Source organism: Enterobacter sp. 01-M-02-SI-ECC (assembly GCF_047530595.1).
Classification (GTDB): Bacteria; Pseudomonadota; Gammaproteobacteria; order Enterobacterales; family Enterobacteriaceae; genus Enterobacter; species Enterobacter cloacae_M.
Map to the genome: position 1 here is coordinate 337,798 of NZ_JBLKCZ010000003.1, position 24,132 is coordinate 361,929.

Sequence of the window (24,132 nt, forward strand, 5' to 3'; positions counted from 1 at the left end):
GGGAGATATGATGAAGCAGGCATTACGTGTAGCATTTAGTTTTTTAATGCTGTGGGCAGCAGTACTGCACGCAGAAGTACGTATCGAGATCACCCAGGGGGTGGACTCGGCACGCCCAATCGGTGTTGTTCCGTTCCAGTGGGCCGGTCCTGGCGCTGCACCTGAAGATGCCGGTGGCATCGTGGCGGCTGACCTGCGTAACAGCGGTAAATTCAACCCGTTAGATCGTTCTCGTCTGCCGCAGCAGCCGGGCAGCGCGCAGGAAGTACAGCCTGCAGCATGGTCTGCACTGGGTATTGATGCCGTGGTTGTGGGTCAGGTTACGCCTAACCCGGACGGCTCTTACAACGTGGCCTGGCAGCTGGTCGATACCGGCGGTGCACCGGGTACCGTTCTGGCACAGAACTCTTACAAGGTCACTAAGCAGTACCTGCGCTACGCGGCACACGCTGCCAGCGATGCGGTATTTGAAAAACTGACCGGCATTAAAGGGGCGTTCCGTACCCGTATTGCTTATGTGGTTCAGACCAACGGTGGTCAGTTCCCGTATGAGCTGCGCGTATCTGACTACGACGGCTACAACCAGTTCCTGGTGAAACGTTCTTCTCAGCCGCTGATGTCTCCAGCCTGGTCTCCGGACGGTTCTAAACTGGCCTATGTAACCTTCGAAAGCGGTCGTTCAGCGCTGGTTATCCAGACGCTGGCAAACGGTGCTGTTCGTCAGGTGGCCTCTTTCCCACGTCACAACGGTGCGCCTTCCTTCTCTCCGGACGGGTCCAAACTGGCGTTTGCGCTGTCAAAAACCGGTAGCCTGAACCTGTACGTGATGGACATTGGCTCTGGCCAGATTCGTCAGGTGACCGACGGTCGCAGCAACAACACCGAACCTTCATGGTTCCCGGACAGTCAAAACCTGGCGTTTACCTCTGACCAGGCTGGCCGTCCACAAATTTACAAAGTCAACATCAACGGCGGTGCTCCGCAGCGTATTACCTGGGAAGGTTCGCAGAACCAGAACGCAGACGTGAGCAGCGACGGTAAATTTATGGTAATGGTGAGCTCCAACGGTGGGCAGCAGCACATTGCCAAACAAGATCTGGTAGCGGGTGGCGTTCAAGTTCTGTCGTCAACGTTCCTGGATGAAACGCCAAGTCTGGCACCTAACGGCACGATGGTAATCTACAGCTCTTCTCAGGGGATGGGATCTGTGCTGAATCTGGTTTCTACAGATGGGCGTTTCAAAGCGCGTATTCCGGCAACTGATGGACAGGTAAAATCACCTGCCTGGTCGCCGTATCTGTAAATAATAATTAATTGATTACTAAAGGAATCATAGAAATGCAACTGAACAAAGTGCTGAAGGGGCTGATGATCGCTCTGCCTGTAATGGCAATCGCAGCGTGTTCTTCTAACAAGAACGCCAGCAATGACCAGAGCGGCGAAGGCATGATGGGTGCCGGCACCGGTATGGACGCGAACGGCAATGGCAACATGTCTTCTGAAGAGCAAGCGCGTCTTCAGATGCAGCAGCTGCAGCAGAACAACATCGTTTACTTCGATCTGGATAAATACGACATCCGTTCTGACTTCGCTGCCATGCTGGATGCTCACGCTAACTTCCTGCGTAGCAACCCATCTTACAAAGTCACCGTAGAAGGTCACGCGGACGAACGTGGTACTCCAGAGTACAACATCTCCCTGGGTGAACGTCGTGCTAACGCTGTTAAAATGTACCTGCAGGGTAAAGGCGTTTCTGCTGACCAGATCTCCATCGTTTCTTACGGTAAAGAAAAACCTGCAGTACTGGGTCACGACGAAGCGGCTTACTCCAAAAACCGTCGTGCCGTACTGGTTTACTAAGAGAATTGCATGAGCAGTAACTTCAGACATCATCTGTTGAGTCTGTCGTTACTGGTTGGAATAGCGGCCCCCTGGGCCGCTTTTGCTCAGGCACCAATCAGTAGTGTCGGCTCAGGCTCGGTAGAAGACCGGGTCACTCAACTCGAGCGTATTTCTAACGCTCACAGCCAGCTTTTAACCCAACTCCAGCAACAACTTTCCGATAACCAAAACGATATTGACTCTCTCCGCGGCCAGATTCAGGAAAGCCAGTATCAGTTGAACCAGGTTGTGGAACGTCAGAAGCAGATTTTGCTGCAGATGGATAGCCTGAGCAGCGGTGGTGCAGCAGCACAAGCACAGCCAGCCGCGGGCGATCAGACCGGTGCGGCGACATCAGCTCCGGCTGCGGATGCTTCTGCTTCAACAGGTGCGCCTGTACAGAGCGGTGACGCGAATACGGACTACAACGCGGCCATTGCCCTGGTGCAGGATCAATCTCGTCAGGATGACGCGCTTGCTGCGTTTCAGAACTTTGTTAAGAAATACCCTGATTCCACTTATCAGCCAAATGCGAATTACTGGCTCGGTCAGCTGAATTACAACAAGGGTAAAAAGGACGATGCGGCGTTTTATTTTGCCTCCGTGGTAAAAAACTACCCGAAATCGCCAAAAGCGCCTGATGCGATGTACAAAGTGGGCGTCATCATGCAGGACAAAGGCGACACTGCGAAAGCTAAAGCGGTTTACCAGCAGGTAGTCTCCAAATTCCCGGGTACCGAAGGTGCTAAGCAGGCGCAAAAACGTCTGAATTCGATGGGATGATTATCGCATGACCAGAAATCGCGTTATTTCTGGTCGTGCAGCATGATTCGTAAGCAGTTAAGTGATCTTCATCGAAATTTTTGTTGCGCTGAATTCTTAAATCAGTAATATATGCCGCCGTTGCCACGGGATATCAAACAACGTGAAAACAGCGTAAAAGTGGGTCGTTAGCTCAGTTGGTAGAGCAGTTGACTTTTAATCAATTGGTCGCAGGTTCGAATCCTGCACGACCCACCACTAAGTCAGGTGGAAGTAGTAGTAAAACGTGAAGGATAACGTTGCGTCAGCAACGGCCCGTAGGGCGAGGCGAAGCCGAGTCATCCTGCACGACCCACCACTTAACGCATATCGGCAGTACAGAGTGGGTGATTAGCTCAGTTGGTAGAGCATCTCCTTTACACGGAGGGGGTCGGCGGTTCGAGCCCGTCATCACCCACCACTCGGGTCGTTAGCTCAGTTGGTAGAGCAGTTGACTTTTAATCAATTGGTCGCAGGTTCGAATCCTGCACGACCCACCAAATTTAATGTCTTACTCAGATATTAAACGTGAAGGATAACGTTGCTTTAGCAACGGCCCGAAGGGCGAGGCGAAGCCGAGTCATCCTGCACGACCCACCAATTTTATTGGTTCCGAGTGATAATTCAGGCAACACCCAAAAGGGTCGTTAGCTCAGTTGGTAGAGCAGTTGACTTTTAATCAATTGGTCGCAGGTTCGAATCCTGCACGACCCACCAGCCTGAATAAATTTGAAGTACATCCCGCAAGGGGTCGTTAGCTCAGTTGGTAGAGCAGTTGACTTTTAATCAATTGGTCGCAGGTTCGAATCCTGCACGACCCACCAGTGTAGAAAGGCGCCCTAAAGGCGCCTTTTTGCTATCTGCCGTCTGTGCAGGTCGGGCAAGGCGAAGCCGCCGGCCGACAAATGCTATCCGCACCTATTTCCGGTGACTTTTCCTCTCATATTCGCTATCTTGTTTAGTATACAAAACACAATTGCCATGCGTTTTGCTATGTCATGCAAAAGAAAGGCAATATTGTTAAGCCCGTAAAACGAGAAGCCATAATGAGTGTGATGTTTGATCCTGAAGCCGCAATTTATCCGTTTCCGCCAAAGCCTGTCCCGCTAAGCCAGGACGAAAAGCAATTCTACCGTGAGAAGATCAAACGTCTTCTTAAAGAACGAGATGCGGTGATGGTGGCCCATTACTACACCGACCCGGAAATTCAGCAGCTGGCGGAAGAGACCGGGGGCTGTATTTCTGACTCACTGGAGATGGCACGCTTCGGTGCAAGACATCCCGCTTCCACGCTGCTGGTTGCTGGCGTGCGTTTTATGGGTGAAACGGCAAAGATCCTGAGCCCTGAAAAAACCATTCTGATGCCGACGCTTAATGCGGAGTGTTCCCTTGATCTCGGCTGCCCGATTGACGAATTCACGGCCTTCTGTGACGCCCACCCTGACCGGACCGTGGTGGTTTACGCCAACACCTCTGCGGCGGTAAAAGCGCGTGCAGACTGGGTTGTCACCTCCAGCATCGCCGTTGAGCTGATTGAACATCTGGACAGCCTTGGCGAGAAAATTATCTGGGCGCCTGACCGCCATCTTGGAAATTATGTCCAGAAGCAGACGGGGGCTGACGTTCTCTGCTGGCAGGGTGCCTGCATTGTGCACGACGAATTCAAAACCCAGGCGCTGGCGCGCATGAAGGCACTTTATCCTGACGCCGCTATTCTTGTTCACCCTGAATCACCCCAGTCTATTGTCGACATGGCGGACGCCGTGGGCTCAACCAGCCAGCTTATCAACGCGGCCAGGACGTTGCCTCACAAGCAGCTCATCGTGGCGACCGATCGCGGTATTTTCTACAAGATGCAGCAGGCCGTGCCGGAGAAAGAGCTCCTTGAAGCGCCAACGGCGGGTGAGGGCGCAACGTGCCGCAGCTGTGCGCACTGCCCGTGGATGGCGATGAACGGCCTGAAGGCCATTGCCGAAGGGCTCGAGACAGGCGGTGCGGCACATGAAATCCATGTGGATGCCGCCCTGCGTGAAGGTGCGTTAATTCCGCTTAACCGCATGCTGGATTTTGCGGCTACACTACGTACTTAATTCAAAACGTCCCGGGGAAAAGATGGATTTTTTTAGCACGCAGAACATTCTGGTTCATATACCGATTGGTGCAGGTGGCTATGACCTGTCATGGATTGAGGCCGTTGGCACGCTGGCGGGATTACTCTGTATCTGGCTGGCAAGCCTGGAGAAGATCAGCAACTACGCGTTCGGGCTGATTAACGTTACGCTGTTTGCGATTATCTTCTTCCAGATCCAGCTGTACGCCAGCCTGCTTTTGCAGCTGTTCTTCTTTGCCGCCAATATTTACGGCTGGTACGCGTGGTCGCGTCAGAACAGCCAGCAGGAGGCCGAGCTGCAGATCCGCTGGCTGCCCCTGCCCAAAGCTATCGCCTGGTTCGTCGCTTGCGTGGTGGCCATTGGCTTAATGACCGTCTACATCAACCCGGTGTTTGCGTTCCTGACCCGCGTTGCCGTGTCGGTCATGTCCGGTTTCGGCCTGAACGTGACGATGCCCGAGCTCCAGCCGGATGCCTTCCCGTTCTGGGATTCCTGCATGATGGTACTGTCGATTGCGGCGATGATCCTGATGACGCGAAAATACGTTGAGAACTGGCTGCTGTGGGTCATCATCAACGTTATTAGCGTAGCGATCTTCGCTCTGCAGGGCGTCTATGCGATGTCGCTGGAATATCTGCTGTTGACCTTCATCGCGCTGAACGGCAGCCGGATGTGGATTAACAGCGCGCGTGAGCGAGGTTCTCGCGCGCTTTCCAGCTAGTGGTGATGATGATGTGAATGTCCGGACTGCGCCTCGTTGAGGTGGCAGTCCGGCCCGTTACAGGGCTGATATTCCATCTGGATGGTGGCGTGGCCAATTTCGTAGTGATGTTCAAGAAAATGCTGGATGCGCTCAAGCAGCGCATCGTGGTCGTGAGGCGGGATCACCTGAACGTGCAGCGTCATGACCGGTTTTTCCCCCACCAGCCAGACGTGCACGTGATGAACATTGCGGACTTCCGGGACTGAACGGCGCAGGTTGCGCTTCAACTCTTCAATATCCATAGATGTCGGTGCCCCTTCAAGCAGTTCATTCACGCTCTCCTTCAGCAGTCGCCAGGCGCTGCGCAAGACCAGACATGACACCAGCACGGACAGAATCGGATCGACAGGCGTCCAGCCGGTATATAGGATCACCAGCGCGGCGACGATCGCCCCGACTGAGCCGAGCAAATCACCCAAGACATGCAGAGCCGCAGCGCGCACGTTGAGGTTCTTTTCTCCGCTGCCGCGGTGCAGAATCCAGAAGGCCAGGATATTTGCCAGCAGCCCCGCCACGGCAATCACCATCATTGTTGTCCCGGCGATTGGCTGCGGGTGTCTGAAGCGCTGTACGGCCTCCCAGACGATAAGAACGGTGATGACCACCAGCGCAATAGCGTTCACAAACGCGGCAAGGGTCGTCAGCCTCAGCCAGCCGAAGGTATGGCGCGCATTGGGAGGACGACGCGCAAACTGTACCGCCAGGAGGGCGAAGAGCAGCGCTGCGGCATCGGTCAGCATATGCCCGGCATCAGCCAGTAGCGCCAGAGAGCCGGAAATCAGGCCGCCAATGACCTCGATAACCATAAACGTTGCCGTGACGCCAAAGGCCAGCATCAGTCGTTTAGCGTTATCGTTGCCGGGAGAGTGTGAGTGGGAATGGGAGTGCGCCATATCTGCTTTCCTGATGTGTTATTGTTTTTAGTGTAGCGTTTTTAATAGGTTACTCCAAAAAGAAAGGAGAGCCTGAGCTCTCCTTTTTCTTACCGGTTACCACCCCTTACTGGGTTGTGCCATCGGTTTTGGTATTCGCGTCGTTCCCTACTTTATCATTAGGATCGGGGCATTTGCCGTCCTTACACATCGAGTTCTTATGAACCTCATCCGAACTCATATTGTCATGATTCATGGTGCCGGAACCGCTGCTGTTGGGATGCAGCATAGTGCCGCCGGTGTTGGTGTTACCGGTATTGATCTGGCTGTTGTCGACATTATTCGGGGCGATGTTCTGTTTCGCATCAGGGGCGGGCTGGCCTGCTGCCGCAGCGGCATTGGCATCCCCGTTGCTATCGGATGTGCCCGTTTCCGCGGCCAGGACGCTGCCGCTTGCCAGAGTGAGTGTGGCGGTCAGGAAGAGGGTTGCCAGTTTAGTCATTTTCATCATGGTGCTCCTGTTCTTGTCGTTACGCTGGATAACTTTCTCCAACAGTGCATCTGTTTCAGAGGCGAAAGATTCCTCCTCACGGACTTACGTCAGTAGGGAATCGCGTTTAAGCGTTTAAAATTGGTTGTTACAGTTAAAAAGCTTAGGTTAGATCTCGTTTTTCGCTATTTTGTGGCGATTTTTAGGCGAATTCCAGGAATTATCTGCGTGAAGTGTAAAACCGTGTTTACACTTCCAGGTCGACAAGATAGATTGAAAGGATTGCTTTCATTACTAAAGATATGGCAGAGCTGGAACGAAGATGAATTATCAGAACGACGATTTACGCATTAAAGAGATCAATGAGTTATTACCTCCTGTAGCGCTCCTTGAGAAATTCCCCGCCACTGAAAATGCCGCAAACACGGTTTCTCATGCTCGTAAAGCGATCCATAAGATCCTGAAAGGTAATGACGATCGTCTTCTGGTGGTGATTGGCCCGTGCTCCATTCACGATCCTGCAGCTGCGAAAGAGTACGCAGCCCGTCTGCTCACCCTCCGTGAAGAGCTGAAGGACGAGCTTGAAATCGTCATGCGCGTTTATTTTGAAAAACCGCGCACCACCGTGGGCTGGAAAGGGCTGATTAACGATCCGCATATGGATAACAGCTTCCAGATCAACGACGGTCTGCGCATTGCGCGCAAGCTGCTGCTGGAGATCAACGACAGCGGCCTGCCTGCTGCCGGTGAATTCCTGGACATGATTACGCCACAATACCTGGCAGACCTGATGAGCTGGGGCGCAATTGGTGCGCGCACGACTGAATCTCAGGTTCACCGCGAGCTGGCTTCCGGTCTCTCTTGCCCGGTGGGTTTCAAAAACGGCACTGACGGCACCATTAAGGTGGCTATCGACGCCATCAACGCAGCGGGTGCGCCGCACTGCTTCCTGTCCGTAACCAAATGGGGCCATTCCGCCATCGTTAACACCAGCGGGAACGGTGACTGCCATATCATTCTGCGCGGCGGCAAAGAGCCGAACTACAGCGCGAAACACGTGGCAGAAGTGAAGGTCGGGCTGGAAAAAGCCGGGCTGCCACCGCAGGTGATGATCGATTTCAGCCATGCCAACTCCAGCAAGCAGTTTAAAAAGCAGATGGAAGTGGGTGCAGACGTCTGCCAGCAGATTGCCGGCGGTGAGAAGGCGGTGATTGGGGTGATGATCGAAAGCCATCTGGTTGAAGGTAACCAGAACCTGGAAGGCAGCGAGCCGCTGGTGTATGGCAAAAGCGTCACCGATGCCTGCATTGGCTGGGACGATACCGATGCTATCCTGCGTCAGCTGGCGAATGCGGTAAAAGCGCGTCGCGGCTGAATTCTCAGTCATAAATAAAAAGCGCGGAAGGCTCCGCGCTTTTTTTATATCTGGCGAAAATTACTTCGCTTTACCCTGGTTCGCGACAGCCGCTGCTTTCGCCGCGATCTCTTCTGCGTTACCCAGATAGTAGTGTTTGATTGGCTTGAAGTTTTCGTCGAACTCATACACCAGCGGTACGCCGGTTGGGATGTTCAGTTCGAGGATTTCGTCTTCACCCATGTTGTCCAGGTATTTCACCAGCGCACGCAGGGAGTTACCGTGAGCCGCGATGATCACGCGCTCGCCGCTTTTCAGGCGTGGCAGAATGGTTTCGTTCCAGTAAGGCACAACGCGGTCGATGGTCAGCGCCAGGCTTTCGGTGGTTGGCAGCTCAGCGTCGGTCAGCTTCGCGTAACGCGGATCGTGGCCCGGGTAGCGCTCGTCATCTTTGGTCAGCTCTGGTGGGGTGATTGCGAAGCCGCGACGCCACTGTTTAACCTGCTCGTCGCCATATTTCTCAGCGGTTTCCGCTTTGTTCAGGCCCTGCAGCGCACCGTAGTGACGTTCGTTCAGTTTCCAGGACTTCTCAACCGGCAGCCAGGCCTGATCCAGTTCGTCCAGCACGTTCCACAGGGTGTGGATGGCACGTTTCAGCACAGAGGTGTAAGCAAAATCAAAGCTGAAGCCTTCTTCCTTCAGCAGTTTACCTGCTGCTTTTGCTTCGCTTACGCCTTTCTCAGACAGATCAACGTCGTACCAACCGGTAAAGCGGTTTTCGTTGTTCCACTGGCTTTCGCCGTGACGCACCAGAACCAGCTTAGTAATAGCCATCTCTTACTCCTCAAGCATTTTTAGAATGATAACAATTCTCATTATATTGCCGTGGCCGTGCCACCAGCAACGCTTAACCCTAACCATAGCGAAAATAGTCTCTGAGTGTAAGATGCTTGTGAATCCAGGGTTATGATTTTGTCTGCGATCGGCGCTATTTTCAGCAAGGCGCGCAGAAAAAAGCCCTCCGGAGGGAGGGCTGGATATTAATGCGGAATAAAATGATATTCCGTCACGCTCACGTACTCTTCACCCGGGCGCAGCACGCAGTCCGGCTGTGGCCATTCAGGATGGTTCGGGCTGTCCGGCAGGAACTCGCTCTCCAGCGCCAGGCCTTGCCAGTCGCTGTACTCATCGTGTTCGCGCGCCGTCGTGCCTCCGAGGTAGTTGCCTGAGTAAAACTGCAGGGCGGGGGCGGTGGTATAAACCGTCATCTGCAGTTTCTCATCCGCAGACCAGACCTGCGCGGCAGGCTGTTTCACATCGCCTTTGGCCTGCAGCAGGAAAGCGTGATCGTAGCCTTTCACCTTGCGCTGATCGTCATCGCTCATGAAATCCTGGGCGATGGACTTCGCGCTGCGGAAGTCAAAGCTGGTGCCGCTCACGTCTTTGAGGCCCTGATATGGAATGCCCATCTCGTCAACCGGCAGATACGCATCCGCCAGGATCTGCAGCTTATGGTTACGCACGTCGCACTGGCTACCGTCCAGGTTGAAATACGCGTGATTGGTCAGATTGACCGGACACGGCTTGTCGACCGTCGCACGGTATTCGATGGCGATACGGTTGTCGTCGGTCAGCGTAAAGCGCGCGGACACGACAAGGTTCCCCGGAAAGCCCTGGTCGCCATCAGGCGAATCCAGCGAGAACAGAACTTCGCCATCGTTTTGACGAACAATCTTCCAGCGGCGTTTATCAAACCCGTCCGGTCCGCCGTGCAGCTGGTTCTCACCCTGGCTTGGAAGCAGGGTGTACTGCACGCCGTCGAGCTCAAAGCGGCTCTTCGCTATGCGGTTAGCATAGCGCCCAACGGACGCGCCCAGATAGGCGGACTGATTGACGTACTGCTCAGGCGAGGCGCAGCCGAGCAGAGTCTCACGTACGCTGTCGTCCGGCATCGGTACGCGGGCAGAAAGAAGGGTTGCCCCCCAGTCCATCACCGTAACGACCATCCCCGCGCGATTGCGCAGGGTTAACAGGCGATACGGCAGACCATCCGGTGCAAGGGTAGGTGTTTCGTTTAGCACTGTCCGGCTCCTTGTGATGCTTTGCAAACATAGAAGGTTTCTTTGATGCCCGTTTTTGCTTCGTACTGCTTCGCCACGGCATCCTGTACGGCAGGGACCAGCTCCTCAGGCACCAGCGCAACGATGCAGCCGCCAAAACCGCCGCCCGTCATGCGCACGCCGCCTTTGTCGCCGATGGTGGCTTTAACGATGTCCACCAGGGTGTCGATCTGCGGCACGGTGATTTCAAAATCATCGCGCATGGAGGCGTGAGATTCCGCCATCAGCTCACCCATGCGTTTCAGATCGCCTTTCGCCAGCGCGGACGCGGCTTCAACGGTACGGGCATTTTCCGTCAGCACGTGACGAACGCGTTTGGCGACGACCGGATCCAGCTCGTGTGCCACTTTGTTAAATTCATTGAGCGTCACGTCGCGCAGGGCAGGCTGCTGGAAGAAGCGGGCGCCGGTTTCGCATTGCTCGCGGCGGGTATTGTATTCGCTGCCCACCAGCGTGCGCTTAAAGTTGCTGTTAATGATGACGACAGCCGCGCCTTTTGGCAGGGGAACGGCTTTGGTACCCAGCGAGCGGCAATCAATTAACAGGGCATGCTCTTTTTTGCCGAGCGCGGAGATCAGCTGGTCCATAATGCCGCAGTTACAGCCCACGAACTGATTTTCTGCTTCCTGACCATTCAGGGCAATTTGCGCGCCGTCCAGCGGCAGATGATAAAGCTGCTGGAACACGGTGCCCACGGCGACTTCCAGCGACGCAGAGGAGCTTAAGCCCGCACCCTGCGGCACGTTGCCGCTGATAACTAAATCGGCGCCGCCAAAGTTCTTGTTGCGCTTCTGAAGGTGTTTCACCACGCCGCGCACGTAGTTAGACCACTGCTGGCTGTCGTGCGTCACAATCGGGGCATCGAGAGAAAACTCGTCCGTCTCATTACCGTAATCCGCCGCAATCACGCGAACTTTACGGTCGTCGCGCTTCGCGCAGCTGATGACTGTCTGGTAATCGATGGCGCACGGCAGCACGAAACCGTCGTTATAGTCGGTGTGTTCACCGATCAGGTTAACGCGGCCTGGCGCCTGGATAACGTGGGTGGCAGGGTAGCCAAATTTCTCAGCAAACAGGGATTGGGTTTTATCTTTCAGACTCATTTTTTTTAGACTCCTGATTCGCGATAGTGGACGTCGCTAACGGCACGCAGACGTTCTGCCGCCTGTTCCGCCGTCAGGTCACGCTGGGTTTCCGCCAGCATTTCATAGCCCACCATAAATTTACGCACCGTCGCAGAGCGCAGCAGCGGCGGATAGAAATGGGCGTGCAGCTGCCAGTGTTGATTCTCTTCGCCGTTAAACGGGGCGCCGTGCCAGCCCATGGAGTACGGGAAGGAGCACTGGAACAGGTTGTCGTAACGGCTGGTGAGCTTTTTCAGCGCCAGGGCAAGGTCGTCGCGCTGCGCGTCGCTGAGATCGGTGATGCGCTGCACGTGTGCTTTCGGCAGCAGTAGCGTTTCAAACGGCCAGGCGGCCCAGTAAGGGACGACGGCCAGCCAGTGTTCGGTTTCCACCACGGTGCGGCTGCCGTCGGCCAGCTCGCGCCGGGTATAGTCCACCAGCATCGGCGAACCGTTTTCCGCGAAATACGCTTTCTGCAGACGGTCTTCACGCTCGGCTTCGTTAGGCAGGAAGCTGTTCGCCCAGATCTGGCCGTGCGGGTGCGGGTTTGAGCAGCCCATGGCCGCGCCTTTGTTTTCGAACACCTGCACCCACGGATAGCTCTGCCCCAGCTCTGCGGTTTGCGCCTGCCAGGTGCTGACGACCTCTTTCAGCGCGTCCACGCTCAGCTCGGGCAGCGTTTTGCTGTGATCCGGCGAGAAGCAGATCACGCGGCTGGTTCCGCGCGCGCTTTCGCAGCGCATCAGCGGATCGTGGCTTTCCGGCGCGTCCGGCGTGTCGGTCATCAGGGCGGCAAAATCGTTGGTGAACACGAAGGTGCCTTTGTAGTCAGGATTTTTGTCCCCGGTGACGCGCGTGTTGCCCGGACAGAGGAAGCAGTCCGGGTCATGCTGTGGCAGCGTCTGTTTTGCAGGCGTCTCCTGAGCCCCCTGCCAGGGGCGCTTGGCGCGATGCGGGGAGACCAAAATCCATTGCCCGCTTAACGGGTTAAAACGACGATGCGGATGATCGACGGGATTAAATTGCGTCATGACGGATCCTTAGTCCGGATAGCCTTGCGGGTGGCGTGACTGCCAGTGCCAGGTATCCTGTGCCATTTCATCAAGCGTGCGCGTCACACGCCAGTTGAGCTCTTTGTCGGCTTTGGTGGCATCGGCCCAGTAAGCAGGCAGGTCGCCATCACGACGCGGAGCGAAGTGGTAGTTCACCGGCTTACCGCAGGCTTTGCTGAAGGCGTTAACCACGTCCAGCACGCTGCTGCCGACCCCGGCGCCGAGGTTGTAAATATGCACGCCCGGTTTGTTGGCCAGCTGCTGCATAGCCGCAACGTGACCGTCGGCCAAATCCATCACGTGGATGTAGTCGCGCACGCCGGTGCCGTCTTCGGTCGGATAGTCATTGCCAAAAATCGCCAGCGAGTCGCGGCGACCCACGGCAACCTGGGCGATATACGGCATCAGGTTGTTCGGGATGCCCTGCGGATCTTCACCCATGTCGCCGGACGGATGCGCGCCGACCGGGTTGAAGTAGCGCAGCAGCGCGATGCTCCACTCCGGCTGCGCTTTTTGCAGGTCGGTCAGGATCTGCTCCACCATCAGCTTGCTTTTGCCGTACGGGCTTTGCGGGGTACCGGTCGGGAAGCTTTCAACGTAAGGGATTTTGGGCTGATCGCCGTAAACGGTGGCGGAGGAGCTGAAGATAAAGTTTTTGACGTTGGCCGCGCGCATGGCGGAGATGAGACGCAGGGTACCGTTGACGTTGTTGTCGTAATACTCGAGCGGCTTCGCAACGGATTCACCGACCGCTTTCAGACCCGCGAAGTGGATCACCGCTTCGATGGCGTGGTCGTGAAGGATCTCGGTCATCAGCGCTTCGTTGCGGATGTCGCCTTCCACGAAAGTCGGTTGTTTACCGCCAAGGCGTTCAATCACCGGCAGCACGCTGCGCTTACTGTTGCACAGGTTGTCGAGGATGATGACGTCGTGACCGTTTTGCAGCAGTTGCACGCAGGTATGACTACCTATGTAACCGCTACCACCTGTTACCAGAACTCGCATATTTCGCTCCATTGGGCTTATGGTATGTAATAACCATAGCATAACAGAGACGCGAAAAGTGTGACATGGGATAAAATAGTGGAATCGTTTACACTCGTTTTCACACTCGCTTTTACAATGACTCCGAGCATTCTAGATCAAAGAGATAGCGATGTATTGATGCAAGTTATCTGAAAATGAGGAGGGCAGAGCCCTCCACGGTTAATCGACGTTGCTGAGAAGGTAGCGATAACCCTCACCGTCCGGCACAAACTCCAGGCGATGCGTGATGCAGACGGGGGCATCTTCGGCATGGTGTGAAACGAACAGCAGCTGCGTTTCACCTTCGCTAATCAGCACGTCCACAAAGCGGCGGATAAGCTGGCGGTTCAACGGGTCGAGTCCCTGCAGCGGTTCGTCGAGGATCAGCAGCGTAGGGTGTTTCACCAGCGCGCGAACGATCAGCGCCAGACGCTGCTGCCCCCACGACAGACTATGAAACGGCGCGTCAGCGACCCGGTTGTCCATGCCCAGGATATCCAGCCACTGCTGGGCCAGCTTGTGCTGTTTGTCCGACACCGCCTGATAAATGCCGATCGAGTCAAAATATCCGGAAAGGATCACGTTGCGTACCGTGGTACTGACCCGGTAATCCAGATGCAGGCTGCTGCTGACATAGCCGATATGTTTTTTTATATCCCAGATGGTTTCGCCGCTGCCGCGACGCCGACCAAACAGCGTCAGATCGTTGCTATAGCCCTGCGGGTGATCGCCGGTGATCAGGCTCAGCAGCGTGGATTTCCCCGCGCCGTTAGGGCCGACAATCTGCCAGTGTTCGCCGGGATTGACCGTCCAGCTAAGACGGTTGAGGATCGGGCGATCGTCATAAGAGACAATCCCATCTCGCAGTACGATGCGCGGCGGGTGGGGATCGAGCGCATGGCGGGCCGAAGGGGCGTCAGGTTCCGGAAGGGTAATTCCGTCGAGCTGTTCGCTGTGCGCGAGCTGGGCAATCAGCGCCTGCTTGAGCAGCGCTGTTTTTTCACCGGTCTCGGTCAGGTTACAGTCGGCCAGTACGCCCGCGTGTTGAATAAAGTCCGGAATTTCATCGAAGCGGTTAAGCACCAAAACCAGGGTATATCCCTGCTGATTAAGCGACTCCAGCAGGGACGCCAGCTGCGCACGGGACTGCACGTCAAGGCCGTCAAACGGTTCGTCGAGGATAAGCAGCTCGGGCTCGCTCATCAGCGCCTGGCAAAGCAGCGTTTTTCGCGTCTCGCCGGTAGAAAGGTATTTGAAGCGCCGGTTGAGCAGGGCGGTGATACCGAACCGTTCTGCCAGGCGCTGACAGCGGGCGGGATCTTTCACCTCATCCTGAATAATTTCCGCCGTCGTACGGCCGGTATCTTCTTCGCCTGGGCTGAGTAAATCAGTGTTATTGCGCTGCCACTCCTCGCTTACCAGCTTTTGCAGTTGTTCAAATGAAAGGCGCGTCAGGCGCGTAAAGTCGCCCTGGTATTCGCCCTTGAGGAGGGGGAGTTCGCCGGCCAGCGCGCGGGCCAGCGCGGATTTACCGCTGCCGTTAGTGCCGACAAACGCCCAGCTTTCACCCGCGCGTATCGTCAAATCAGCAATCGTCAGCGTTCGGGTATCGCTAAGACGAAACGTGCCTTGCGAAATATGCAATGATGACATGATTTATCCCTGTTTTTGCAGCGCCAGATATCAGGGATACGCACTGTCGGCGCGATTGTCAATGCGCTCAGCACAATGTGGCGATAATCACCCGGTCTGCGTTGAACCAGGCGGTAACGACAGAACCGTCTTCTAAACCTTCCGCTTCGCTAAGCGGTATGGTCGCGCAAAGCGGTTGCCCGTCTGCCAGGGTCATTAGCACTTCGCACTGCGCCTGGCCGCGTTCGATATGGCTAATTGCGCCCTGAAGCTGGTTATCAGCCGCCTTTGCGGCGTCGGGATCGCGCGTAATATTGACCCACGGCGCTTTCAGCAGAACCAGCACCTCTTTACCTTCATCCAGCTCAAGACGTTCCGCGCTTTGCGCCGTTATGGCGGCCTTCAGACGAGTGGTGCCATCGGCAAGCAGGATCTCAATATGCTGCTGTACCTGGAGATTGTCGCGCGCCGTCACCGTTCCAAACCACTGGTTGCGGGCGCTGGTTTGTAACGAGAAGCGGGAAATGGCGGCCAGCAAGCTGTCCAGCGGAACGTTATCGTCGTCGCTCAACACATCGAACGCCTTTTGCTGGATCTGGGCCAGCAGATCGTAAAGCTGAATAAGGCGCTGGCCATAGCGCGTCACGATCGCGCCGCCGCCGCCTTTGCCGCCTGTGGCTCTGTCCACCAGCGGTTGTTCGCTCAGGGTGTTCATTTCGTTGATGGCGTCCCAGGCACTTTTGTAGCTGATGCCCGCGTTTTTCGCCCCCTGGCTAATCGAGCCCGTTTGTTCTATTTGTTTAAGCAGGGCGATACGCCGCGGATCGGCGAAAAGCTTTTGCTGAAGTCTTAGAGTGAGAAGAATTTCGGCCTGCATAACAGTGTCCTGGCAAAAAGAGTATTGTGGCCTAAATGGTGCAGGGCGCAAAGAGTACCGCACAAAAGGGGATGTTTTTCTCACTTGAAAAGGTAGAATGAGCTATTCACAATATCTGGAGAAAACCATGTTAGAGTTGTTGAAAAGTCTGGTATTCGCCGTGATCATGGTACCAGTAGTGATGGCCATCATCCTCGGTGCCATCTACGGCCTGGGTGAAGTGTTCAACGTCTTTTCGAACATTGGTCACAAAGACCAGGCTAAAAAGCAGCATTGATTCCCCACAAAACGCCCGGCGAGTCCGGGCGTTTTGCTCTCAAGATTTTCCCGTCTACGCCGATATTATTTAACGCATCACCCCGGTTTACCCCTTCAGCGGTAAGATTAAACGCTGGGATCTCCCTGACGTTACCGTTATATTAATATGTATATAACGCTACTCACAGGAGTTACAGATGGCACGTTCATGGGTACGCCTTTTCGCAGGGGCAACGCTGACGCTTTCTCTTACCGGACACGCGCTGGCGGACGAAGGTAAAATTACGGTCTTTGCGGCGGCGTCGCTGACCAACGCGCTGCAGGACATCGCGGCGGCGTATAAAAAAGAGAAAAACGTCGAGGTGGTCTCCTCGTTTGCCTCTTCCTCTACGCTGGCGCGCCAGATAGAAGCGGGCGCACCGGCGGATCTGTTCATCTCGGCTGACCAGAAGTGGATGGATTACGCGGCGGAGAAGAAATCGATTGATGCCACATCCCGCGAAACGCTGCTGGGCAATAGCCTGGTTGTCGTGGCGCCAAAAGCCAGCGTGCAGGCGGACTTCACCATCAACAAACAGACCAACTGGACGAGACTGCTAAACGGTGGCCGTCTGGCGGTGGGCGACCCGGAGCACGTTCCGGCCGGGATTTATGCCAAAGAAGCGCTGCAAAAGCTGGGTGCATGGGAGACATTGTCACCGAAGCTGGCTCCGGCGGAAGATGTCCGCGGCGCGCTGGCGCTGGTGGAACGCAACGAAGCCCCGCTGGGCATTGTGTATGGCTCTGATTCCGTTGCCAGTAAGGGTGTGAAAGTGGTGGCAACGTTCCCGGAAGACTCCCACAAGAAAGTGGAATATCCTGTTGCGATTGTTGATGGACATAAAAATGCGACCGTGACGGCCTTCCGCGATTATCTGAAGGGGCCGGAGGCGTCCGCGATCTTTAAACGTTACGGATTTACGACTCACTGATGATATTGACCGATCCTGAATGGCAGGCTGTTCTGCTGAGCCTTAAAGTCTCTTCCCTGGCGGTTGCGCTGAGTTTGCCCTTTGGGATCTTCTTTGCCTGGCTACTAGTTCGCTGTCGGTTTCCCGGCAAAGCGCTGCTCGACAGCGTGCTTCATCTTCCGCTCGTGTTGCCGCCCGTGGTGGTCGGTTATCTGCTGTTAATTTCCATGGGGCGACGCGGTTTTATTGGCGAAAAACTTTACGACTGGTTTGGGCTGACGTTTGCGTTTAGCTGGCGCGGTGCGGTACTGGCGGCGGCGGTGATGTCATTCCCGCTGATGGTGAGGGCGATCCGCCTCGCGCTGGAAGGCGTGGACATGAAGCTCGAACAGGCGGCCCGTACGCTCGGAGCCGGGCGCTGGCGCGTCTTTTTCACCATCACGCTTCCCCTGACGTTACCGGGCATTATTGTCGGGACGGTACTGGCCTTCGCCCGCTCGCTGGGCGAGTTTGGCGCGACCATCACCTTCGTCTCGAACATCCCCGGCGAGACGCGAACCATCCCGTCGGCAATGTATACTCTGATTCAAACGCCGGGCGGTGAAGGCGCGGCGGCGCGGCTGTGTATTATTTCAATTGTGCTGGCGCTGGCATCGCTAATGGTGTCTGAATGGCTGGCGCGGCTCAGCCGCCAGCGGATGGGGAAATAAGCATGCTGGAACTCCATTTCACCCAGACGCTGGGAAACCATACCCTGACGCTTAACGAGACGCTGCCTGCAAGCGGTATCACTGCCATCTTCGGCGTGTCGGGGGCGGGAAAAACGTCGCTGATTAATGCCATCAGCGGCCTGACCCGCCCGCAGTCAGGCCGTATTGTCCTGAATGACCGCGTTCTGAATGACGTGGAGAACAAAATTTACCTCTCGCCGGATAAACGCCGCATCGGCTATGTTTTCCAGGACGCGCGCTTATTCCCGCACTACAGCGTGCGCGGCAACCTGCGTTACGGCATGGCGAAAAGCATGGCCGGACAGTTTGATAAGCTGGTGACGCTTTTAGGCATTGAGCCTCTGCTCGACAGGCTGCCATCCTCACTCTCCGGCGGAGAAAAACAGCGTGTGGCCATTGGCCGCGCGTTGCTGACCGCCCCCGAGCTGCTGCTGCTCGACGAACCGCTGGCCTCGCTCGATATTCCGCGTAAACGCGAACTTCTGCCTTATCTACAGCGCCTGACCCGGGAAATTAATATTCCGATGCTCTACGTTAGTCATTCGCTGGATGAGATCCTGCATCTCGCCGACAGGGTGCTGGTGCTGGAAGAGGGCAGCGTGAAGGCGTTCGGCAACCTGGAAGAGGTGTGGGGCAGCAGCGTAATGCACCCGTGGTTACCCAGGGAACAGCAGAGCAGCATTCTTAAAGTGAGCGTTCTGGAACACCATCCGCACTACGCGATGACCGCCCTGGCGCTGGGCGACCAGCATCTGTGGGTCAATAAGATCGACAAACCGCTACAGTCCGCGCTGAGAATTCGCATCCAGGCGTCGGACGTCTCGCTGGTGCTGCAGCCGCCGCTGCAAACCAGTATTCGAAATATTCTGCGCGCCAAAGTGGCGGAGTGTTTTGATGATAACGGGCAGGTGGAAGTGAAGCTTGAAGTCGGCAGCAGGACGCTCTGGGCGCGCATCAGCCCGTGGGCGAGGGATGAGTTAGGGATCAAACCCGGCCTGTGGCTTTACGCGCAAATTAAGAGCGTCTCGATCACCGCCTGATTACAGCAGGTGGGTGTAAATGTACTGCGCGATGCTGTCGGTGGTGTTGTCGCCAATCACCACGTTAGCGCGCACTTTTACCGCGTCGTCGGCATTGCCCATCGCCACGCCGGTACCGGCGGCTTCCAGCATGCTGATGTCGTTGTAGTTGTCGCCGAAGGCGATCACGTCACGCATCGACCCGCCCTGAGACTCTACATACTGCGTCAGGCGCTTGCCTTTGCTGTTGCCTTTGCGGGCAATGTCCACCTGGTCATGCCAGGACCATTCGCACTCCAGACCCAGCGTTTGTTCCACGTGTTTTGCGAAGGTATTCAGTTTGGTGGTGTCTTCATCGGTCAGGGCGAATTTCCAGATTGCCTCAACGTCCTGGGCGGCCTGACGCAGGGAGGAAACCTGGGTAAAGACCGGACGCTGCGCTTCAGGCAGGGACAACGCCCAGTTGCTGGTGCGCACCACGTGGCCGGTAGGGCGCTCGTAGACCATTGCGTTATCCACATACATCAGGCCGTGAACGGCATGCTCATCCAGCAGATCGATCAGCTGCAGCGCCTGGGGAACCGGCAGCGGGTCGGATTCTAAAACCTTTTTTGCCTGATAATCATACAAGTGTGTTATGCTTATACAAACAAAAATTAGAGGGGCGTCCATGAAGAAAGTTTTTGTGTATCATCGAGTTAGCTCCGATCAGCAGCTCGACGGGTCGGGCATCGCACGCCAAGCAGAACTATTAGAAGGCTACTTAGAGCGTACTGGCATTTGTGCGGAAATGGATGATCCAGCCCCAGTAGTATTATCGGATCAAGGTGTCTCAGCCTTTAAGGGTTTAAACATCTCAGAGGGTGAGTTAGGGGCATGGATGGAGCAAGTACGTAATGGTATGTGGGATAGTTCTATATTGGTAGTGGAATCTATAGACCGCTTTAGCCGCCAGAACCCATTTGATGTGATGGGTTACATCAATGCTCTAATGGCACATAACGTAGCTATTCATGATGTAATGGCTAACATAGTTATCAGCCGTAGTAATTCTAAAGATCTACCTTTTGTGATGATGAATGCTCAACGGGCATATGATGAATCTAAGTATAAAAGTGATCGTATTCGTAAAGGTTGGGCGAAGAAACGCGAACACGCATTTAACAAAGGTACTATTATAACTAATAAACGTCCTCAATGGATCGAAGTAGAAAATGATAAGTATGTACTCAATGAGAAAGCAGCAGTAGTTAAAGAGATTTTTGCTCTTTATCAAACGGGCATGGGGTGTCCTACTATTGCTAAACAACTTCAAAGAAAAGAAGGTGAGCAATATAAATTTAATCGCCCATGGACTGGTGAACTTGTTCATAAGATTCTTACTAATCGCCGTGTAACTGGTAAGATTTTCATTTCAGAAATCATCCGTAACCATGATGATATTGAAAATCCAGTAACTCAGAAAAAGTACGATATGGACGTTTACCCTGTAGTGATTAATGAAGAAGAATTTGAATTAGTACAGGAATTGCTAAAGTCTCGTCGTCCTAATGCTGGACGTGTTACCGTGAAGAAAGATGGACAGGAAGAAGTACTGATTAAAAGTAATTTGTTTAGTGGTATCGCTCGTTGTACTGAATGCGGCGGGCCAATGTATCATAATGTGGTTCGTGCTAAACGTACACCAAAGAAAGGTGATCCCAAAATTGAGGAATACAGATACATCCGTTGCCTCAATGAACGTGATGGACTTTGTGAAAACAAAGCTATGACCTATGAAACGGTAGAACGATTTGTAGTAGAACATTTGTTAGGGATGGATCTTAGTACTGTAATGAAGAAACAGGAATTTAATCCTGAAATAGAAGTGTTGCGTATCCAGATTGATCAAGTTAAAGATCAAATCACTAACTATGAAAATGGTATTGAACGCCGTAAAAGTGCTGGTAAACCTATATCTTTTGATATGCGTGAAGAACTCGATGATGCTAAATCAGAGTTAGAGAGATTGTTAGCACGACAGGCTTCATTAGCTACAGTACAAGTAGATGTGCCAGTATTACAGGATGTTAACGTTACTGAATTGTATGATGTGAATAACGTAGATATACGCACACGTTATGAGAGTGAACTAAACAAGATTGTTTCTAATATTCGTCTAAAGCGTAATGGTACATCTTACACTATTGATATTAACTACAAGCAGAATGAGCTAAAAAGACATGTGCTTTTTGTTGAGAATAAGAAGAAAGAACAAACGTTAATCAGTGAGGTGATCATTGAAGATGTAGATGGTGCTAAGTTCTATTATACTCCTTCATTCATGATCATGCTTAAAGATAGTGATATCCGTTTTCAGCAGACTAATGAAGATCTTTCAATCATTGATTACTCGTTATTGCTGAACTATATAGATGCTGTAGATCGGAATGATGCCGTAGGTGTTTGGATGCGAAACAATATGAGTTTCTTATTCACTAAGTAACGAGTATCCTAAACATAAAACGAAAGAAACCTCTTAATTAACTGGTAACGTCAGCAGAGCCATCAAAAATGCGATTTTAGAATCTTGCTTCAGCCGTGAAGATTTTTTGAAAAATACAAAGTTGATTAATGATAGTATTTCTCTTTTAAAAATGTAACTAACAATCGTTACATGTATTTTTGTGATAAATCTAACGTTACTTCCAAAGTACATAGTGATGTACTTGAAAGTAGTCTATAGTTAAATTGACAATAATAATAAAGTAGTATCAGTTGAGTAGTTAGCAGTACTTTGATGATAGTTGTCATGGGACGTAAGCGAAATACGATACATTTTTTTGCCCTGCTAGTATTTGATGGTATTAGCAGGGTGTTTTTATGTTTGAATAACAATAGTAAAGCTAACAATTTATAACGTTGAATAGTACAAGCCATGATAAATCGCAAGGCAGACTATCTAATTTTCCGATAAGTATTTGATTATTGTAAAAACAATATTTTACGTTTTAAGTTTAATTTTGGTCTCGTGTACGCTCGTATGCGAGGCTTTTTCGTATATGGTAATGCGTTGGTGTGGTTTTGTAATAGAGCCTCTCAAAACGCGTTACAGCAAAGATTTGCGTTAAGTGATTCGTGAGGGTGACTGATATTAGGCGATGTGAGATTTTTCTTGGTGAAAAAACCTTCTATTTGATATAATCCCAATCAAGCCAAAACTCCTGTTGGTGAAAGGTAGTACTGAAATGAGGTTGCCGCCTCTACCGTTTGCCGACGGTTAAAGGTACATTACCTTCTTATAGCCCCTGGAAGGATTCAGGGGCTATAGTATTGAAATGTTCCAACCTGGTATGTTCATATCAGTACTTCTATTACAATAACTCACATGATTACGCCTCTTTATATAAATAAATGTATACAATACAGGAGGCGTATACATGCTAAAGCCATTAATTGAAATCTTTCTTTTCCCAATCTACACAATACTAGTATTGATGTTTATGATTCTCACAGTACTAGCACTTCCACTAAAGATACCATTTGTAGAACGTCACGTAAGACAACACATAAATAAAAGTACTGATAAATTACGAAAGAAAAAGTCCTAAGAATTTTGGAACGGGTGATTTTTTCACGGTATAATGTAGGTATCTGTAACATATTTGGGATAGACGCAAAAAATGTCCTATAATATAGATATGGCTTTCTGAGCGATCGAAAATGTTCACGTAGCCGAACTGCGAAGTTTAATTCCATTTCTCCAGCCATCGGAGACTAAATAGATGGTAACATTATAATTCTCCTATATTGCTAAAGTATAGCCCCCTAATAAGGGCTATCTTTTTTGCTTGGGATAAATAATGTATACGTATACAAATTACATGAGTTAATTAAATGAAGAAAAATAAATCTAAGGATAGAAAAGATAACGTAATAACCGCACGTTTATCTAATTCACAGGTTGAAGTACTAAAGAAATTGATTGATGAAGGTAAGGTATCAAAAGGTACTCTATCTTCTGCTGTAGGTTACTTAATTGATCAGTACATTGTACAAAACAGTAAGTAATTAATTGGTTGTCTACTAACCACACAATAAGTAGAAACGCGATTACAGGAAGTAACGCGGGTAATATGGAAGTTATATATGAAAATCTGGAAAAAAACAAAATATGAATATTATGTAGTAAGTAATGAAGGTGAAGTATTCAATACCAAGACAGAAACACTACTAAAGCTAACCCCTTCAAAATCTAATGGGTACTACAAAGTATCACTATCTGTTAAAGGTGGTAATAGTAGAACTGTAGAAGTACATCGACTAATCGCAGAAACTTTTATTGAACGTGATGAATCATTGAAATTAGTTGTTGATCATATTGATGGTAATCCCCTAAACAATCACGTGGATAACCTACAATGGATTACACAAAAAGAGAATATGGCAAAAGCGAAAAATAAACGTAGCTGGAATAGATTCACCGAAGAAGAAAAAGTACAAATTATTGATGCGTGGAATACTGGAAAGTACTCATACATTGGGATTACATCTCACTTCAATCAACTATGGAACCGTAATACTACACGACATAGTTACACAAGAATTATCAAAAAAGCATAATAACTTAGGGGCTATCATGTAGGAGTGACAGCCCCATATTGAGGGGGAATTATAATGGCAAGAAAAGAAACAATACACAATAATCAAATGATCCAGAATGAACTACGTTTCATTTGCTTTAATTCACTATCTAGTGAAGCAAAAGAAGTAATGCGTGGAATAATCCAGGAAAGTACTTTTCTAGGTAAAAACCGTGTACCGGAAGAAGATGTATTTGCGATAGTAAAGAATGCTCCTGAATTCAGTGAAGTTATGGTATTTGAACATCTAAAACTATTCAGACAGAATAAAAATCAAAACTATCCAGATAGTAAATCATCGCGTGAAAAGTACAAACGCATAGCAACCCTAGTATCACAGGCGTTTGAAGTGACCTGCTCCCCGTTGATTAGTACACCCCGATGTTAGTAATGTCTTCATAAGCCACATGAGGACATCCCCATGAAGAAGCGTTTTTCCGACGAACAGA

The 24,132-nt window shown here is 52.1% G+C and carries 23 protein-coding genes, 5 tRNA genes and 1 pseudogene; 19 read left to right on the forward strand and 10 right to left on the reverse strand.

Going from position 1 to position 24,132, the window contains the following annotated elements; all coding sequences use genetic code 11:
- Positions 1-10: 10 nt before the first annotated feature.
- The 10 genes from tolB to pnuC all read left to right on the forward strand — a co-directional run bounded on the left by tolB (position 11) and on the right by pnuC (position 5,514).
- The gene (gene tolB / locus ACMWLG_RS07260; RefSeq protein ID WP_013097529.1) at positions 11-1,303 is read left to right on the forward strand and encodes a Tol-Pal system beta propeller repeat protein TolB; all 1,293 of its coding nucleotides are present in this window, start codon (positions 11-13) and stop codon (positions 1,301-1,303) included.
- A gap of 35 nt (positions 1,304-1,338) precedes the next feature.
- A complete protein-coding gene (pal, locus tag ACMWLG_RS07265; protein ID WP_003858578.1) occupies positions 1,339-1,860 on the forward strand; it encodes a peptidoglycan-associated lipoprotein Pal in 522 nt (173 codons plus the stop codon).
- A gap of 9 nt (positions 1,861-1,869) precedes the next feature.
- Positions 1,870-2,664 (forward strand): cell division protein CpoB, encoded by a 795-nt coding sequence (gene cpoB, locus ACMWLG_RS07270; RefSeq protein ID WP_023310799.1) that lies wholly within the window; start codon positions 1,870-1,872, stop codon positions 2,662-2,664.
- 161 nt (positions 2,665-2,825) lie between these two features.
- Positions 2,826-2,901, forward strand: a tRNA-Lys gene (locus ACMWLG_RS07275).
- A 126-nt stretch (positions 2,902-3,027) separates the two neighbouring features.
- Positions 3,028-3,103 (forward strand) — tRNA-Val (locus tag ACMWLG_RS07280).
- A gap of 3 nt (positions 3,104-3,106) precedes the next feature.
- Positions 3,107-3,182: transfer RNA gene (locus ACMWLG_RS07285), tRNA-Lys, on the forward strand.
- Positions 3,183-3,323: 141 nt separating this feature from the next.
- Positions 3,324-3,399 (forward strand) — tRNA-Lys (locus ACMWLG_RS07290).
- A gap of 31 nt (positions 3,400-3,430) precedes the next feature.
- Positions 3,431-3,506 (forward strand) — tRNA-Lys (locus tag ACMWLG_RS07295).
- A gap of 222 nt (positions 3,507-3,728) precedes the next feature.
- A complete protein-coding gene (nadA, locus tag ACMWLG_RS07300; protein WP_008501105.1) occupies positions 3,729-4,772 on the forward strand; it encodes a quinolinate synthase NadA in 1,044 nt (347 codons plus the stop codon).
- A 22-nt stretch (positions 4,773-4,794) separates the two neighbouring features.
- Positions 4,795-5,514: a nicotinamide riboside transporter PnuC gene (gene pnuC, locus ACMWLG_RS07305; protein WP_045357760.1), complete on the forward strand. Its 720-nt coding sequence runs from the start codon at positions 4,795-4,797 to the stop codon at positions 5,512-5,514.
- Here pnuC and zitB read toward each other — a convergent pair.
- Both zitB and ACMWLG_RS07315 read right to left on the reverse strand, forming a co-directional pair.
- Positions 5,511-6,449, reverse strand: a complete 939-nt coding sequence (zitB, locus tag ACMWLG_RS07310) for a CDF family zinc transporter ZitB (RefSeq protein ID WP_045403816.1) — start codon at positions 6,447-6,449, stop codon at positions 5,511-5,513. The genes pnuC and zitB overlap by 4 nt on opposite strands.
- A 106-nt stretch (positions 6,450-6,555) precedes the next feature.
- Positions 6,556-6,936: a protein YbgS gene (locus ACMWLG_RS07315; protein ID WP_023310803.1), complete on the reverse strand. Its 381-nt coding sequence runs from the start codon at positions 6,934-6,936 to the stop codon at positions 6,556-6,558.
- Between the two features lie 304 nt (positions 6,937-7,240).
- On the opposite strand from ACMWLG_RS07315, the gene aroG reads away from it, so the two are divergent.
- Entirely contained in the window at positions 7,241-8,293 is a 1,053-nt protein-coding gene (gene aroG, locus ACMWLG_RS07320) for a 3-deoxy-7-phosphoheptulonate synthase AroG (protein ID WP_008501110.1), read from the forward strand.
- A 60-nt stretch (positions 8,294-8,353) separates the two neighbouring features.
- Here the strand turns inward: aroG and gpmA are convergent, their stop codons facing one another.
- The 7 genes from gpmA to modE all read right to left on the reverse strand — a co-directional run bounded on the left by gpmA (position 8,354) and on the right by modE (position 16,103).
- On the reverse strand, positions 8,354-9,106 hold the full coding sequence (gene gpmA / locus ACMWLG_RS07325; RefSeq protein WP_023310804.1) for a 2,3-diphosphoglycerate-dependent phosphoglycerate mutase: 753 nt from the start codon (positions 9,104-9,106) through the stop codon (positions 8,354-8,356).
- 206 nt (positions 9,107-9,312) lie between these two features.
- The gene (gene galM / locus ACMWLG_RS07330; protein ID WP_045403814.1) at positions 9,313-10,353 is read right to left on the reverse strand and encodes a galactose-1-epimerase; all 1,041 of its coding nucleotides are present in this window, start codon (positions 10,351-10,353) and stop codon (positions 9,313-9,315) included.
- Positions 10,347-11,495: a galactokinase gene (gene galK / locus ACMWLG_RS07335; protein WP_045403812.1), complete on the reverse strand. Its 1,149-nt coding sequence runs from the start codon at positions 11,493-11,495 to the stop codon at positions 10,347-10,349. The genes galM and galK overlap by 7 nt, the downstream gene beginning before the upstream one ends.
- A 5-nt stretch (positions 11,496-11,500) precedes the next feature.
- Entirely contained in the window at positions 11,501-12,547 is a 1,047-nt protein-coding gene (gene galT / locus ACMWLG_RS07340; RefSeq protein WP_045357773.1) for a galactose-1-phosphate uridylyltransferase, read from the reverse strand.
- A gap of 9 nt (positions 12,548-12,556) precedes the next feature.
- Complete coding sequence (gene galE / locus ACMWLG_RS07345) at positions 12,557-13,573, reverse strand: UDP-glucose 4-epimerase GalE (RefSeq protein ID WP_023334950.1); 1,017 nt, start codon at positions 13,571-13,573, stop codon at positions 12,557-12,559.
- A 201-nt stretch (positions 13,574-13,774) separates the two neighbouring features.
- Positions 13,775-15,247, reverse strand: coding sequence for a molybdate ABC transporter ATP-binding protein ModF (modF, locus tag ACMWLG_RS07350; RefSeq protein WP_045619215.1), 1,473 nt, complete (start codon positions 15,245-15,247; stop codon positions 13,775-13,777).
- A gap of 67 nt (positions 15,248-15,314) precedes the next feature.
- Positions 15,315-16,103, reverse strand: coding sequence for a molybdenum-dependent transcriptional regulator (gene modE, locus ACMWLG_RS07355; RefSeq protein ID WP_045357779.1), 789 nt, complete (start codon positions 16,101-16,103; stop codon positions 15,315-15,317).
- Positions 16,104-16,230: 127 nt separating this feature from the next.
- Here modE and ACMWLG_RS07360 point away from each other — a divergent pair, with 127 nt between their 5' ends.
- The 4 genes from ACMWLG_RS07360 (at position 16,231) to modC (ending at position 19,082) form a co-directional block, all read left to right on the forward strand.
- A complete protein-coding gene (locus ACMWLG_RS07360; protein WP_023310811.1) occupies positions 16,231-16,380 on the forward strand; it encodes an AcrZ family multidrug efflux pump-associated protein in 150 nt (49 codons plus the stop codon).
- A gap of 178 nt (positions 16,381-16,558) precedes the next feature.
- Positions 16,559-17,332: a molybdate ABC transporter substrate-binding protein gene (modA, locus tag ACMWLG_RS07365; RefSeq protein ID WP_045403808.1), complete on the forward strand. Its 774-nt coding sequence runs from the start codon at positions 16,559-16,561 to the stop codon at positions 17,330-17,332.
- A complete protein-coding gene (gene modB, locus ACMWLG_RS07370) occupies positions 17,332-18,021 on the forward strand; it encodes a molybdate ABC transporter permease subunit (RefSeq protein WP_045403806.1) in 690 nt (229 codons plus the stop codon). Before modA ends, modB begins: the two co-directional genes overlap by 1 nt.
- A 2-nt stretch (positions 18,022-18,023) precedes the next feature.
- Positions 18,024-19,082: a molybdenum ABC transporter ATP-binding protein ModC gene (gene modC / locus ACMWLG_RS07375; RefSeq protein WP_045403804.1), complete on the forward strand. Its 1,059-nt coding sequence runs from the start codon at positions 18,024-18,026 to the stop codon at positions 19,080-19,082.
- Here the strand turns inward: modC and ACMWLG_RS07380 are convergent.
- A pseudogene (locus ACMWLG_RS07380) lies at positions 19,083-19,700 on the reverse strand (pyridoxal phosphatase); the annotation flags it as partial. It lies immediately after the preceding gene.
- A 31-nt stretch (positions 19,701-19,731) separates the two neighbouring features.
- On the opposite strand from ACMWLG_RS07380, the gene ACMWLG_RS07385 reads away from it, so the two are divergent.
- The 4 genes from ACMWLG_RS07385 to ACMWLG_RS07400 all read left to right on the forward strand — a co-directional run bounded on the left by ACMWLG_RS07385 (position 19,732) and on the right by ACMWLG_RS07400 (position 24,071).
- Positions 19,732-21,546, forward strand: a complete 1,815-nt coding sequence (locus tag ACMWLG_RS07385; RefSeq protein WP_229218308.1) for a recombinase family protein — start codon at positions 19,732-19,734, stop codon at positions 21,544-21,546.
- Positions 21,547-22,937: 1,391 nt separating this feature from the next.
- Positions 22,938-23,111: a hypothetical protein gene (locus tag ACMWLG_RS07390; protein ID WP_229218309.1), complete on the forward strand. Its 174-nt coding sequence runs from the start codon at positions 22,938-22,940 to the stop codon at positions 23,109-23,111.
- 78 nt (positions 23,112-23,189) lie between these two features.
- Entirely contained in the window at positions 23,190-23,663 is a 474-nt protein-coding gene (locus ACMWLG_RS07395) for an HNH endonuclease signature motif containing protein (RefSeq protein WP_137675505.1), read from the forward strand.
- Positions 23,664-23,717: 54 nt separating this feature from the next.
- Entirely contained in the window at positions 23,718-24,071 is a 354-nt protein-coding gene (locus tag ACMWLG_RS07400; RefSeq protein WP_229218310.1) for a hypothetical protein, read from the forward strand.
- Positions 24,072-24,132: the final 61 nt, after the last annotated feature.